The following is a 13,936-nucleotide window of genomic DNA, read 5'->3' as shown; positions in this document are numbered from 1 at the left end:
AAATAAACACCGCCTCCCGGTGGTGTGTCAGTAGGGAGACGGTTAAACTGTCGGCCGATTCTAGCAGCATTCTTTTCATTCTGACAGTTCCAGAGGCCTCGTCTTGAGTAAGAAATTGATCAAATCCGGCATGATAGTGTCCGGAATGACGCTGGCATCCCGCGTAATGGGCTTGGTTCGCGATGTGGTCATCGCAAATCTGCTCGGTGCCGGGGTGGCCGCCGACGTCTTCTTTTTTGCCAATCGCATTCCCAACTTTCTGCGTCGCCTGTTCGCCGAAGGTGCCTTCAACCAGGCCTTTGTTCCCGTGATGACGGAGTACAAGAAAAATGGCGATGAGGGGGAGGTGCGTGAATTGCTGGCGGCGGTTGCGGGCACGCTGGGGGGCATAGTGACTGTGGTCACCCTGCTTGGTGTGCTGGGGTCGGGTGTGCTGACCGCGCTGTTTGGCTGGGGCTGGTTCTGGGACTGGCTGCATGGCGGCCCTGCGGCCGAGAAGTTCGAGCTCGCCAGTCTGATGCTCAAGATCACCTTCCCCTACCTCTGGTTTATCACTTTTACCGCCATGGCGGGGGCCATCCTCAACACCTTCGGCCGCTTTGCAGTCTCGTCGTTTACGCCGGTGTTTCTCAACATCACCATGATTGCGGCGGCCTGGTGGATTGCACCGCTGATGGACAAACCTGAGATCTCGCTGGCGATTGGTGTCTTTTTGGGCGGTTTGGTGCAGTTTCTGTTCCAGTACCCCTTTTTGCGCCAAATCAACATGCTGGTATGGCCCAAGTGGGGATGGAATCACCCTGGGGTGGTGAAGATCCGCACCCTGATGATCCCCGCCCTGTTCGGGGTATCGGTCAGCCAGATCAACCTGCTGGTCAACACTATGCTGGCTTCTTTCCTCGCGACCGGTGCCATCAGTTACCTCTACTACTCGGATCGCCTGCTGGAGTTCCCCCTCGGTCTGTTTGCAGTGGCCATCAGTACCGTGATCCTGCCTGCGCTGGCCAAGAAGCATGTGGATGCCGATCCGGCCGACTTCTCCCGCACCATGGATTGGGGGGTGCGGATGGTGATGTTGCTCGGTCTGCCCGCCATGATAGGCATTGCGGTGATGCGCGAGCCCATTTTGCGAGTACTGTTCATGCGCGGCGAATTTGGCCTGCATGAAGTGAGCATGTCGAGCGCCAGCCTGCTGGCCTCCACTACCGGTCTGCTCTCCCTGATGCTGATCAAGGTGCTGGCGCCCGGTTACTACGCCCGTCAGGACACCAAGACGCCGGTGCGGATCGGGGTGATGTCGATGATTGCCAACATGGTCTGCAACCTCATCTTCATCTACCCGCTCGGTTACGTGGGGCTGGCGCTCTCGACCGCCTGCTCGGGCACTCTGAATGCGGCCTTGCTGTTCAAGGGGTTGTACCAGCAGAGCGTCTATCGTCCCTCCCGCCAGACTGGCGTGTTCTGCCTCAAGCTGCTGGTCGCCAGCGTGCTGATGGGGGGCGTGCTCGCCTATCTGTCGCCAGATTTGGCCCAGTGGGGTGCATGGAGCATGGGCAAGGCCAGTTTGCAGCTGACCATGCTGCTGTCGCTGGGGGCTGCGGTCTATGCCGTGGTGTTGCTGCTGCTGGGCATTCGGCCGCGTCACCTTAAATCGGGGCAGCAGTAGCCGTGATCCTGCTGCGCCATGGGGATAGTGCCTCATGGCGCAGCAGGGGGCGTGATTGGGCCCGGATAGTTGAAATCAGGCTATGAGGGCTGACCCTGCCTGCTGCCTGATATATAATCCGCCGATTTCCATGGCAGCAACGCACAAGGCACTGATGGAGCTTATTCGCGGCATTCACAATCTCAAGCCCCGTCACCGGGGATGTGTATTAACCATTGGCAACTTTGATGGGGTTCATCAGGGTCACCATGCGGTATTGGCACGTCTCAAGGAGAAAGCGGCCCAGCTGGGATTGCCCGCCTGCGTCATGCTGTTTGAGCCGCAGCCGCTGGAGCTGTTTGCCGGCACAGCTGCGCCCGCCCGGCTGAGCCGCTTGCGCGAGAAGTATGAAGCGCTCAAGGGTCTGCAGATCGACCGCATGCTCTGCGTGCGCTTCAGCTACCGCTTTGCCGAGCAGGCGGCCTCGACCTTCATCGAGCAGTTGCTGGTGGAGAAGCTCGGGGTGCGCTATCTGGTGGTCGGCGATGATTTTCGCTTCGGCAAGGGGCGGGAAGGGGACTTCCACCTGCTGGAGGAGGCGGGTCATCGCTTCGGCTTCGAGGTGATCAGTACCCAGAGCTTCCAGCTCGAACGGCAGCGGGTCAGCAGCACACTCGTACGCGAGTCCTTGAAAGCGGGCAGGATGGCGGAGGTGGAGCTGATGCTTGGCCGTCCCTACACCATCAGCGGCCGGGTGGCCCACGGCGACAAGCTGGGGCGCACCATAGGTTTTCCCACCGCCAATCTGGCCCTCAAGCGTCAGGTGATCCCGGTCGGTGGCGTGTTTGCGGTGGAAGTGATATGTTCCGGCAAGACCTTCCCCGGTGTAGCCAATGTGGGTGTACGGCCGACCTTGAGCGGTACACAAGCCAGATTGGAAGTACATCTATTTGATTTTTCTGGTGATCTATATGGTCAGCAGGTCAAGGTGCTGCTTCGCCACAAGCTGCGCGAAGAGCAGAAGTTTGCCTCTTTCACTGCCTTGAAAGAGCAGATCGAACGAGATGCCCTGGCGGCCCGAGCCTGGTTCGGGCTGCCACAATTCAATTTACCCAGCACTCTTTTAGAAAAGAAGGGAACCCAGGACTGATGAGCGACTATAAACACACCCTGAATCTTCCGGAAACCGAGTTTCCGATGCGTGGCGATCTGGCCAAGCGCGAACCCAACATGCTGAAACGTTGGTACGATCAGGATCTCTACGGCGCTATTCGCCGCGCCAAAGCGGGCAAGCCTTCTTTCATTCTGCATGATGGCCCCCCCTATGCGAACGGCAACATTCACATCGGTCACTCGGTCAACAAGATCCTCAAAGACATCATCATCAAGTCCAAGGGCCTCTCCGGTTTCGATTCCCCCTATGTGCCGGGTTGGGATTGCCACGGTCTGCCTATCGAACTGAAAGTAGAAGGCATGGTCGGCAAGCCGGGCGAGAAGGTTTCCGCTGCGGAATTCCGCGCCGAGTGCCGCAAATACGCCAAGACCCAGATCGAAGCGCAGAAGACCGACTTCATCCGTCTGGGTGTGCTGGGCGACTGGGAACACCCCTACCTGACCATGGATTTTGGCACCGAAGCCAACATCATCCGCTCCATGGCCAAGATCGTTGAAAACGGCCACCTGCACAAAGGCTCCAAGCCGGTGCACTGGTGTACCGATTGTGGCTCTGCGCTGGCTGAAGCCGAAGTGGAGTACTACGACAAGAACTCCCCCTCCATCGATGTGCGCTTCAAGGCTGTTGATGAGGCGACCGTTGCCGCCAAGTTTGACTGCGCCGAAGGCCACACTGGCAAGGGCCCGATCTCTGCGGTGATCTGGACCACCACTCCGTGGACCCTGCCAGCCAACCGCGCCATCGCCATGCACGCCGACCTCGACTATGCGCTGGTGCAAGTTGAAGGGGAGAACCCCGAGCGTCTGATCCTGGCCGCAGAGCTGGTCAAGGACGTCATGGATCGCGCCGGTATCGAGAAGTTCCACAATCTGGGCTATGCCAAGGGTGCCGCGCTCGAGCTGCTGCGCTTCAACCATCCCTTCTACAGCTTCGATGTGCCTGTGGTACTGGGTGATCACGTTACCCTGGATGCAGGTACCGGTGCCGTTCACACCGCACCTGGCCACGGTCAGGAAGACTTCGTGGTCGGTCAGAAGTACGGTCTGGAAGTGGCCAACCCGGTTGGCAGCAACGGTGTTTACCTGCCGGATACCGAACTGTTTGCCGGTCAGCATGTGTTCAAGGCCAATGCCTCCGTGATCGAAGTGCTGACCGAGCGCGGCGCCCTGCTGCATCACAAGGTGTTCAACCACTCCTATCCGCACTGCTGGCGTCACAAGACCCCGATCATCTTCCGTGCTACTCCACAGTGGTTCATCAGCATGGAGCAGAAGGGTCTGCGCAAGCGCGCGCTGGAAGAGATCGAGCGCATCGAGAAGGACGGCATTGCCCAGCAAGGCCAGAGCGGCTGGGTACCGGCTTGGGGTAAAAACCGCATTCAGGCGATGGTCGAGAACCGTCCTGACTGGTGTATCTCCCGTCAGCGCACCTGGGGTGTGCCCATCTCCCTGTTCGTCCATAAAGAGACCCAGGAACTGCATCCGGAATCCGTGCGTCTGATGCATGAAGTCGCCAAGCGGGTCGAGCAGTCCGGCATTCAGGCATGGTGGGATCTGGACAAGGCCGAGCTGCTGGGTGCCGATGCCGACATGTACGACAAGGTGCCTGACACTCTGGATGTCTGGTTTGACTCCGGTTCTACCCACGCTTCCGTGGTTGATGCCCGTCCCGAGTTCAACGGCAAGCCGGCCGACATGTATCTGGAAGGTTCTGACCAGCACCGTGGCTGGTTCATGTCCTCCCTGATGATCGGTGTGGCCATGAAAGACAAGGCTCCCTACAACCAGGTACTGACTCACGGCTTCACTGTGGATGGTCAGGGTCGCAAGATGTCCAAGTCCATCGGCAACGTGGTCAGCCCGCAAGACGTAATGAACAAGCTGGGTGCCGACATCCTGCGTCTGTGGGTAGCGAGCACTGACTACACCGGCGAGATGACTGTCTCCGACGAGATCCTCAAGCGCTCTGCCGACGCTTATCGTCGTATTCGCAATACTGCCCGCTTCCTGCTGGCCAACCTGAACGGCTTCAATCCGGCGACCGACATGGTGGCGCCTGCCGACATGGTGGTGGTGGATCGCTGGGCTGTGGGTCGTGCCAAAGCGGTACAGGCCGAGATCATGGCGGCATTCGACGAGTACAACTTCCACGGTGTAACCCAGAAGCTGATGCAGTTCTGCTCCATCGAGATGGGCTCCTTCTATCTGGACGTCATCAAGGATCGCCAGTACACCGCCAAGGCTGACAGCCTGGCCCGTCGCTCCTGTCAGACTGCTCTGTATCACATTGCAGAAGCCATGGTGCGCTGGATGGCGCCGATCATGAGCTTCACCGCTGATGAAATCTGGGCCCTGCTGCCGGGTGAGCGCGGCGAGTTCGTCTTCACCGAAGAGTGGTACGACGGCCTGTTCGGCCTGGAAGCGGGGGAATCTCTCAACGACGATTTCTGGGCCGAGATCCTCACCGTGCGTGGTGAAGTGAACAAGGCACTGGAAGTGGCCCGTAGCGAGAAGCGTATCGGCGGTTCTTTGCAGGCCGAACTGACCCTGTTCGCCAAGCCGGAGTTGGCTGCACGCCTGAACGCCCTGGCTGATGAGCTGCGCTTCGTGCTGCTCACCTCCAAAGCCAAGGTTGTGGAGGCTGACACTGCGCCGGAAGGCTCTGTGGCGACCGAACGTGATGACCTGTGGCTGAGCGTGGCCCAGTCTGCCGCCGCCAAGTGCGACCGCTGCTGGCACCATGTCGAAGATGTGGGCACCATCGCGGGTCACGAAGAGATCTGTGGTCGCTGTGTGACCAACGTTGAGGGTGACGGCGAAACGCGTCAATTTGCCTGATGAACATGACTCAACATAAAAGCGGCCTGCGTTGGCTGTGGCTGGCAGTGCTGGCCTTTGTACTGGACCAGGCGAGCAAGCTCGCCGTGGTCAAGTTGCTGCCATTTGGTTACCCGGGGGTGGAGATCACCCCCTTCTTCAATCTGGTTCACGTCTACAACAAGGGCGCCGCATTCAGCTTTCTGGCTGATCAGGGGGGCTGGCAGCGCTGGTTCTTCGCGGTGCTGGCTTTTGCCATCTGTGGATTGCTGATCCACTGGCTGCGCAAGCAGTCGGTGACCCAGCGTTGGAGCGGTATCGCCTATTCACTCATCATCGGCGGCGCCCTCGGCAACGTCTTTGATCGACTGGTGTTGGGCCATGTGGTCGATTTCCTCGACTTCTACTGGCAGCGTGCGCACTGGCCGGCATTCAATCTGGCCGACAGCTTTATCTTTATCGGGGCCGCCATGATCGTGCTGGACGGTTTCCGTGGTGAGAAAAAGGAGCAGGCATGAGCCAGCAGATCACCGCTAACAGCAGCGTGCTGTTCCACTTCTCAATCAAGCTGGAAGATGGCTCGGTTGCCGACAGCACGGCGCTGCACGGCAAACCTGCCCGCCTGCGGATGGGCGATGGCAGCCTGACCCCCACCTTCGAGCAGTGCCTGCTGGGGCTGAGCGAAGGGGAGAGCAAGAGTTTCACGCTGGCGCCGGAAGAGGCCTTTGGCCTCTCCAACCCCGATAACATCTACCATCTCGACCGTGCCAAGTTTGGCGCCGATGTGGAGCCAAAAGTCGGCACCATCATCCTGTTCGATCAGCCCAATGGCAGCGAGCTGCCGGGCATTATCCGGGCGGTAGCCGGGATGTCGGTCACGGTCGATTTCAACCACCCGCTGGCCGGTCATACCGTCACCTTCGAGGTGGAGATCCTGGGCGTTGATGATGAGGAGAAGGTGCACTAATGGATATTCTGCTCGCTAACCCTCGTGGTTTCTGCGCCGGTGTCGATCGTGCCATCAGTATTGTCGAGAGCGCGCTGGAGAAGTTCGGGGCCCCCATCTATGTCCGTCACGAAGTGGTGCATAACCGTTATGTGGTGAACAAGCTGAAAGAGGCGGGAGCAGTCTTCGTCGAGGAGCTGGACGAGGTGCCGGATGACAGCATCGTCATCTTCTCTGCCCACGGTGTGGCCAAGACAGTGCGCGAGATGGCCAAGTCCCGTGCCCTCAAGGTATTTGATGCCACCTGTCCGCTGGTGACCAAGGTGCACATGGAGGTGCATCGCGCCAGCCGTAAGGGCTCTGAGGCGGTGCTCATCGGCCACGCCGGTCACCCCGAGGTGATCGGGACCATGGGGCAGTACGAGAATCGTGAGGGTGGCATGTATCTGGTGGAGACGCCGGAAGATGTGGCCAAGCTCAAGGTGAAGAATCCGGATGACCTCTGCTTCGTCACCCAGACCACCCTGAGCGTGGATGAGACCTCTGACGTGATCGATGCGCTGCGCAAGCACTTCCCCAAGATCCAGGGGCCGCGCAAGGACGATATCTGCTACGCCACCCAAAACCGTCAGGATGCGGTGCGGGAGATGGCGGGGCTGGTGGACGTCATGCTGGTGGTGGGATCTCGTAACTCTTCCAACTCCAACCGTCTGCGCGAGCTGGCCGAGAAGGTGGGTGCCAGAGCCTATCTTATCGACGATGCGTCGATGATCGAGGCGAGCTGGCTGGAAGGGGTGAAGGCGATCGGCGTCACTGCAGGTGCATCCGCCCCCGAGGTGCTGGTGCAAAACGTGATTGCCCGCCTGCGGGAGCTGGGTGGCAAGGTGGTCGCCGAGCATCCAGGCCGTGAAGAGAACGTAGTCTTTGAGGTTCCTCCCGAACTTAGAATAATTTGAGTGCAGCCAGGAAGGCTTAAGAATAAAGTGTGTTGATAATGGCGCCGGGTTTGTTCAAGAGACAGGCTCGGCGTTAAACTTATGAAGCAGTCTGTCACCAAGGATGGGATATGATTGGATACTTTCGTGGCTTTTCTCTTATTGAGTTGATGATTGTCATCGCCATCGTGGCGATTCTTGGCACTATCGCTTATCCCGCCTATCAGCAATATGTGCTGACTAGTCATCGTGTCGAAGCCAAGAGCATGCTGTTGAATGCGGCCAATCGGCAAGAAACCTATTTTATGGATTTCAATCAGTATGCATCCTCTGCTGCTGCTCTTGGTATCAGTAGTGCATCTGAGAATGGCCTGTATCAATTATCCATTGCCGTATCAGGCAACACCTATACCTTGTCAGCCAGTGCTGGCGCGACGACAGCCCAAGCCAAAGATACCGATTGCACAGTGTTTTCCATTAATCAGTTGGGCGTCAAAAGTGCTTCTGGTGCAGCTAGCAATAGCTGCTGGGAATAGCCATGGCCATTCATGTTTCATCACATCAAAGAGGATTCAGCCTGCTGGAGGTGATGATAGCTGCAGTTGTGTTGTCATTTGGCTTGCTGGGACTGGTTGCTATGCAGGCTCAGTCGAAGTTTTCCGGATATGAAGCCCGACAACGAACAATTGCCAGCTGGTTGGCTAACGATATGGTCGAGAGGCTCAGAGTCAACCGTGGAGCCTGGGAGTCGCAAGCTAACAATACTTGGATTGTCAGCGCCGGAACTTCATCATTGCCATCCTGTGCTAATGAAAATGGCACTATGAGCAGCTGTAGCGATGCTCAGTTACGGGATCTCGATCTTTATTATTGGCGACAGTCATTAATGGGAAGTGCTGCTTCGGGGGCCGGCGCAACATTACAAAATCCCACCGGCTGTATTATCAAGGGAACCAGTAATGCATTGACGGTCTCAATTTTTTGGGCTGGACGTGAATCATCTCATGATGGGGCAAATGGCGTTGCGTCAACGATTACGACGGCATGTGGAATTGCAGGTGTTGATTTAACGAGGCGTCAGTTTGTTCTGATGACGACGCTATGAAACATCATGGGTTTACGCTGGTTGAATGGCTCATCGCAATGGTGATTGGTGTTTTTCTGCTCGGTGGGGTGATGAGTATTTTTGTGGCCTCACGCGCTACCACCAATGAGTCCTTCGATCAGAGTGAGCTGCTCGAAAATGGTCGAATTGCCATGCGTCTCATCACTCAGGATTTACGCTGGGCCGGGTTCTGGGGGGATTTCACGGGGGGGGCTCTGATTGCGGGTGATGAGCTCACTTTGTCTGCTGATGCTACCGTGACAAATGACTGTCTGGATGAGAGAAATGAAGGGAGTCTACCCTCCAACCTTTTTCCAGTACGCCCGCTGTGGGTTACTCATATCAGTGCTGCAGGCACCATGAGTGGTTTTGCCTGTATCTCATCTTCTACTCGCGTTGCCGGCTCGGATGTTATCAGTATCAAGCGCCTGATTGGCAATCCGGTGACAGGAGGACTAGATGCCAATCGTTTCTATATGGCCACCAATACTCAACAGGCTCATTTATTCAGAGGTAATGAGACTGCGCCTTCCGAGGCGGCCATGCCGATGCGTCAGATTTGGGAGTACCAGCATCATGTCTATTACCTCTCGCCTAATGGTCGTGGTGGTTTTGAACTGCGCAAGCGTATCCTCACTGCTGATGGCGGTTCTTGGTTGATATCTGGGGCCCTGGTTGATGGTATTGAACGCATGGTGCTGTTGTTTGGGGTCGATACCAGCAATGTGCCAGATGGTCGTGTAGACAAGTTTTCCGCCATAGATGCAGTCACCTCGCAAGAGTGGGGCGAGGGGCGGGTCATCGCAGTCCGTGTTTTTTTGCTTGTGCGCTCGCTGCAGGCATCCAGTCGCTATACCAACAACAATGTCTATCAACTGGGAGATATCAGCGTGGCTGGCAATGGGGATGGATTTCGACGCTTGTTGCTGGAAAGTACTGTGGTACTACGTAATCCCATGGTGATGGCGGGAGGTGGGTAGTGAAGCATTCACGTGGCGTGGCATTGATCGTGGCGCTGGTGATTCTGGCCCCTTTGACTTTGATTGCCGTGGTGTTGATGCAATCTGGGGGCATGGATTTACGTGCTAGTGGATCGGCGGCAGCGTTACAGCAAGTCGAACACAGAGTAGAGGGCATCATAGGTGGCGCCATGCAGCAAGCAGGGCTTGCTACCCAGATTGCTCAGATTCCTTCTGTTTCGACGGCAACTTCAACAGTGAGTGGCTCTATGGGTAACGCCACCATGCAATATAGAAGTGAAACAGTGTGCAAGCGCCGATTTGACGCGACCAGCAAGAACGTCATACCAGCCTGCCGTTATGTAGAGCTAGAGGCAAGCCAAACGTACGGAAAACAGGGGCGTCCTATGACGTGGACGGTTGGAGTCGAACAGCCATTGTTAAAGACGGCTGAATAGGAGCGACAGCGATGTTACATCATGGAAAACTGTGGCTGATGGCCCTGTGTGCACTTAGTGTGCCAGCTGTCGCCAGCGATGCTTACTCGGATGATACCGAACTGTTCATCTATGACTTCTCGAAAGCGGGAGATTATCGGCCCAAGGTGCTGATCATTTTCGACAACTCTGGCAGTATGGCCGAAACCATGGAGCTGGAGCGGGAAAAGTATAATCCTGCCACTGTCTATCCAGCGCTGAACCGGGATCCTGATACCAGTAATTCGCGTAATTATATCTATTACTCGACCGATGGTTCTGTGCCCGCCATCAATAGTTCTCGGCGTTTTCGCGACAGCATCAATGCTTGCGCCTCATCAAAGACCCCCCTAAGCACTGTCGGTTATTTTCAGTCCCAAGTCTGGACGTATGTCTATTCAAGTTATCGCAATGGATTACCTCGTCAGGGGGATTGGGAGACTATCTCTGGCGAGTACGAAGATGACATCACCATTGTCGACTGCAAGCAGGATATTCAGAACCGCAATCCTGCCAATCCTTTCAACGGAACGCTGGAGGTGGGGGCTGTCGGCGATGGTTATCCGGTCGACAAAACCAGCAACACTCGCGGCGAGTGGTATTACACCGCTAATGCCAATAATGCCACATCGGGTAGCAATACCAGTGTAACTCTCTACACGGCCAACTATATTCGCTGGTATTACGGGCCGACGGGTTATGCCGTTGAATCACGCTTGCGTATCGCCAAGGATGCGGTCAAGTCGGTGATCTCCTCCACTCCAGGGGTTGATTTCGGCTTGGCCATCTTCAATACCAACAATAGTACCAGCACCAATGGTGGCAGAGTGGTACGCCGCATCCTCAGTAACGACGATATTGTCGGCACCATTACTGCCGAACAGGACTTGCTCAATACTGTGGAAGACCTGTCGGCTACGACCAATACGCCATTATGTGAAACCCTCTATGAAGCCTACCGTTTCTACGGAGGGCAATCCGTGCTCTATGGCAAGCAAGGTGGTACGCGGGACAAGCTTGCTGAAGATCCGGAAGGTACTTACACCTCGCCTTATGACAAATGTTCAAATAATGGCTATGTCATCTATGTCACTGATGGTGCTCCGACCAGCGATACGGCTGCTGATAGTGCAGTAAAAGCGTTGACGGATTCGCTAAGCCCAGATGAACGGGCTGCCTACGGCTCAACAGTGGGATATGGTTCCGGCACTTCCAAGAGCTATCTGGCTGCGATGGCTGGCTACATGAAGAACAAGGATGTAAATACTTCATCGCCCGGCAAGCAGACTGTTACCACGTTTACCGTGGGATTTGGTGATGACGCGATCTCTGGGGCGGGCAATCTGCTGGCAGAAACGGCGAGACGTGGAGGCGGTCAATATTACCCTGCGGTCAGTGCGGAAGCGCTCACTCAGGCGTTGCGATCTTCCCTGTTAGCCATTTTGCGGATAAACACCTCTCTGGTGTCGCCAGCTATCACCACTAACAACTTTGACCGGACTCGCAGCCTCAATAATATCTATTACGCCATGTTCGAGCCTGATACCGGGCCGCGCTGGAAGGGTAACCTGAAGAAGCTGGTTTTGTCTGGTGATGGGTATGTGGCAGATGTTAACGGTTTGCCCGCCATCAAGGTAGATGGTTCCATTCTGGATCAGGCTCAGACCTATTGGTCATCGGAACGTGATGGGAATCTGGTTGCCAAGGGCGGCGTGCAGTCCATGCTGGCAGAGAAGACCAATCGCAATCTTTATGTGATCAATACGGTTGCATCGCCCAAGCGATTGGACGCTTTTAACAAAGCCAATTTGGTGTCGATCGCAGGCTCTGCCGACAATTTGGCCAGCTACATGCGGTTAGCCAGTGCCACCGAGCTTGACGGACAGATCGACTGGACAAAAGGTGTCGATGTGGACGATGAAGATTATGATGCCAGTACCACCATTCGGCCATACATAGTGGGAGACCCCCTGCACTCTCGTCCATTGGTGGTCAATTATGGTTGCTCCATTGCTTCAGGCCAGAGTACCTGTACCCCTGACTTACGGATCCTGATGGGAACCAATGCTGGTTTCCTGCATATGTTCAAAGATCTAGGTAGTACGGTTGATGAAAGCTGGGCCATGATCCCCTATGAGTTGTTGCCCTGGCAAGAAGCTCTACGTCTCAATGCCGAGTCTGGCGATCATATCTACGGTGTTGATGCTTCACCGGTTGCGTTGATCAAGGATGCCAATAGGAATGGTGTTATCAAGGCATCAGAGGGAGACTTTGTCTGGCTGCTTTTCGGTTTGCGAGGGGGGGGGGGTAGCTACTATGCACTCGATATTACCAATCCAGATGCCCCCAGCTTGAAATGGACGATCAATAGTCAGACTGCGGGCTTCTCATTACTGGGGGAAACCTGGTCAGTACCGGAGGTGGCTTATATTCCTTGGGATGCTCCTCCGAGCAACAAGCGATTGGTGATGGTTTTTTCCGGTGGTTACGATGTCAATAAGAGTAAAGTCGGGATAGGTAGCTCTGACAGCAAGGGTATGGGCGTCTACATGGTCGATGCCGATAGTGGTGCTCTTGTGTTCAGCGCAACACCTGGAGCTGGCTCCAGTACCAACAAGCAGGTGACTGCGATGGTTGATAGCATGCCGGGGTCAGTTTCCACTCTAGACAGTGATGGTGATGGGAAAACTGACCGAATTTATGCTGGTGATACAGGCGGCAATATCTGGCGCCTGGATATGCCTTCAACCAGTACTAGCTCCTGGAGTATTTTCAAGTTTGCCAGTCTTGGGTCTGATGATGTACAGGCTAATGACCGCCGCTTTTTCACTCAGCCTGTATTGGTACGTACTATAAACAAGCAAGTGACCAAGACGGTAATTAGTGGCGAAGATTATTTCTCGTTCAAAGATAGGCCATTCGATGCAGTGCTGATTGGTTCTGGTGATCGAAACCGCCCATCGTCCGAGTCTTCCGTGCAAAACGCCTATTTTATGTTGCGTGACTACGGGGTAGTTACCAAGAGTTATAACACTGCTGCTCCAGCCCCTATCACGATGACGGACTTGTATGACGTATCGGTTGATCCTCTGGCTGGTGTCACGGACACCAATGACCTGCTTAGTTTGAGAGCTGCCATTACCAGTAAATTGGGTTGGAAATATTGGCTAGCCGAGTCAGGAGAGAAGTCGATGGGGTCTGGGGTTGTGCTGCAAGGCAAGCTCTATTTCACCTCTTTTTTGCCGCAGGTTCAGTCATTCGAGGAGTGTACGATCCAGTCGATAGGCGCCATGCGGCAGTATATGGTCGACATGCATTACGGTACCTCTTTCAAATATGTGGTGGATCAGGATGGTAATGAAATCCCGGAACGCTATGTGGAAGTCAATAACAAGGTGGCCGATGATCTAGTGATCCATGCTGGTGATGATTCAAAGATCCGGATTATTGGTGGTGCTCCGGGTGAAGAGGTGATTCTCAAAGACGAAGGAGAAGGGGTTCCTGAGCGCTGTACCGGCGAGGGGGAGTGTTCGGAAGGGGCGGAGGAGGCTGAAATGGATATGACGCCCAAGAAAATATACCTGTATGAGGATGAGTCACAATGAAAATGATCCTCTGGCTGATGGCGTTGTCAAATGCAGCCAATGTCTATGCTGTCGTGGATAGAAAATGCTATGTCGAGTTGGCAAATGATACCTATGTCGTTATTCAGGGAACGATAAAGGATAGCCAGAGTGCTGAAATCGTCTTTCAAAAGAAAGGGTTTGAACTGAATGGGCAACTCCTGATGGTGAAGAGAGTTATCGAGTGTCAGCCAACCGAACAGCCATTCAATCTTGAGGCTGCGAAACGGCAAGAGAAACTGCAGCCAAGATAGTGG

12 protein-coding genes are annotated in these 13,936 nt (G+C 55.3%); all 12 read left to right on the top strand.

Going from position 1 to position 13,936, the window contains the following annotated elements:
- Positions 1-103 precede the first annotated feature (103 nt).
- The 12 genes from murJ to tapY2 all read left to right on the top strand — a co-directional run bounded on the left by murJ (position 104) and on the right by tapY2 (position 13,933).
- Complete coding sequence (gene murJ / locus AB5Y84_RS17900) at positions 104-1,666, top strand: murein biosynthesis integral membrane protein MurJ (protein ID WP_368177489.1); 1,563 nt, start codon at positions 104-106, stop codon at positions 1,664-1,666.
- 154 nt (positions 1,667-1,820) lie between these two features.
- On the top strand, positions 1,821-2,795 hold the full coding sequence (gene ribF / locus AB5Y84_RS17895) for a bifunctional riboflavin kinase/FAD synthetase (RefSeq protein WP_204382762.1): 975 nt from the start codon (positions 1,821-1,823) through the stop codon (positions 2,793-2,795).
- Positions 2,795-5,656, top strand: coding sequence for an isoleucine--tRNA ligase (gene ileS / locus AB5Y84_RS17890; protein ID WP_144715010.1), 2,862 nt, complete (start codon positions 2,795-2,797; stop codon positions 5,654-5,656). The genes ribF and ileS overlap by 1 nt, the downstream gene beginning before the upstream one ends.
- Positions 5,656-6,153, top strand: coding sequence for a signal peptidase II (gene lspA, locus AB5Y84_RS17885; protein ID WP_005340447.1), 498 nt, complete (start codon positions 5,656-5,658; stop codon positions 6,151-6,153). The genes ileS and lspA overlap by 1 nt, the downstream gene beginning before the upstream one ends.
- The gene (gene fkpB / locus AB5Y84_RS17880) at positions 6,150-6,602 is read left to right on the top strand and encodes an FKBP-type peptidyl-prolyl cis-trans isomerase (RefSeq protein ID WP_005341354.1); all 453 of its coding nucleotides are present in this window, start codon (positions 6,150-6,152) and stop codon (positions 6,600-6,602) included. The genes lspA and fkpB overlap by 4 nt, the downstream gene beginning before the upstream one ends.
- Positions 6,602-7,537 carry a 4-hydroxy-3-methylbut-2-enyl diphosphate reductase gene (gene ispH / locus AB5Y84_RS17875; protein WP_368177488.1) on the top strand — a complete coding sequence of 312 codons (936 nt, stop codon included), beginning with the start codon at positions 6,602-6,604 and terminating at the stop codon, positions 7,535-7,537. The genes fkpB and ispH overlap by 1 nt, the downstream gene beginning before the upstream one ends.
- A gap of 110 nt (positions 7,538-7,647) precedes the next feature.
- Positions 7,648-8,052, top strand: a complete 405-nt coding sequence (locus tag AB5Y84_RS17870) for a type IV pilin protein (RefSeq protein ID WP_019445575.1) — start codon at positions 7,648-7,650, stop codon at positions 8,050-8,052.
- A gap of 2 nt (positions 8,053-8,054) precedes the next feature.
- Entirely contained in the window at positions 8,055-8,621 is a 567-nt protein-coding gene (pilV, locus tag AB5Y84_RS17865; protein ID WP_368177487.1) for a type IV pilus modification protein PilV, read from the top strand.
- Positions 8,618-9,601 (top strand): type IVa pilus pseudopilin TppC, encoded by a 984-nt coding sequence (tppC, locus tag AB5Y84_RS17860; RefSeq protein ID WP_005340454.1) that lies wholly within the window; start codon positions 8,618-8,620, stop codon positions 9,599-9,601. Before pilV ends, tppC begins: the two co-directional genes overlap by 4 nt.
- Positions 9,601-10,038 (top strand): type IVa pilus pseudopilin TppD, encoded by a 438-nt coding sequence (gene tppD / locus AB5Y84_RS17855; protein ID WP_368177486.1) that lies wholly within the window; start codon positions 9,601-9,603, stop codon positions 10,036-10,038. Before tppC ends, tppD begins: the two co-directional genes overlap by 1 nt.
- Before the next feature lie 11 nt (positions 10,039-10,049).
- Positions 10,050-13,661 (top strand): pilus assembly protein, encoded by a 3,612-nt coding sequence (locus AB5Y84_RS17850; protein WP_368177485.1) that lies wholly within the window; start codon positions 10,050-10,052, stop codon positions 13,659-13,661.
- The gene (tapY2, locus tag AB5Y84_RS17845) at positions 13,658-13,933 is read left to right on the top strand and encodes a type IVa secretion system protein TapY2 (RefSeq protein ID WP_368177484.1); all 276 of its coding nucleotides are present in this window, start codon (positions 13,658-13,660) and stop codon (positions 13,931-13,933) included. The genes AB5Y84_RS17850 and tapY2 overlap by 4 nt, the downstream gene beginning before the upstream one ends.
- The last annotated feature ends 3 nt before the right edge of the window (positions 13,934-13,936 follow it).

This window comes from Aeromonas sp. s11 (assembly GCF_040907945.1).
Lineage (GTDB): Bacteria > Pseudomonadota > Gammaproteobacteria > Enterobacterales > Aeromonadaceae > Aeromonas > Aeromonas veronii.
The sequence above is the reverse complement of the archived record's forward strand: the minus strand, read 5'-3'. Positions and strand labels throughout refer to the sequence as shown.

Excerpts from the sequence above, each read along its gene's own strand:
- ribF (WP_204382762.1), top strand. The coding sequence starts at position 1,821 with ATGGAGCTTATTCGCGGCATTCACAATCTCAAGCCCCGTCACCGGGGA.
- ileS (WP_144715010.1), top strand. The coding sequence starts at position 2,795 with ATGAGCGACTATAAACACACCCTGAATCTTCCGGAAACCGAGTTTCCG.
- lspA (WP_005340447.1), top strand. The coding sequence starts at position 5,656 with ATGAACATGACTCAACATAAAAGCGGCCTGCGTTGGCTGTGGCTGGCA.
- fkpB (WP_005341354.1), top strand. The coding sequence starts at position 6,150 with ATGAGCCAGCAGATCACCGCTAACAGCAGCGTGCTGTTCCACTTCTCA.
- ispH (WP_368177488.1), top strand. The coding sequence starts at position 6,602 with ATGGATATTCTGCTCGCTAACCCTCGTGGTTTCTGCGCCGGTGTCGAT.
- AB5Y84_RS17870 (WP_019445575.1), top strand. The coding sequence starts at position 7,648 with ATGATTGGATACTTTCGTGGCTTTTCTCTTATTGAGTTGATGATTGTC.
- pilV (WP_368177487.1), top strand. The coding sequence starts at position 8,055 with ATGGCCATTCATGTTTCATCACATCAAAGAGGATTCAGCCTGCTGGAG.
- tppC (WP_005340454.1), top strand. The coding sequence starts at position 8,618 with ATGAAACATCATGGGTTTACGCTGGTTGAATGGCTCATCGCAATGGTG.
- AB5Y84_RS17850 (WP_368177485.1), top strand. The coding sequence starts at position 10,050 with ATGTTACATCATGGAAAACTGTGGCTGATGGCCCTGTGTGCACTTAGT.
- tapY2 (WP_368177484.1), top strand. The coding sequence starts at position 13,658 with ATGAAAATGATCCTCTGGCTGATGGCGTTGTCAAATGCAGCCAATGTC.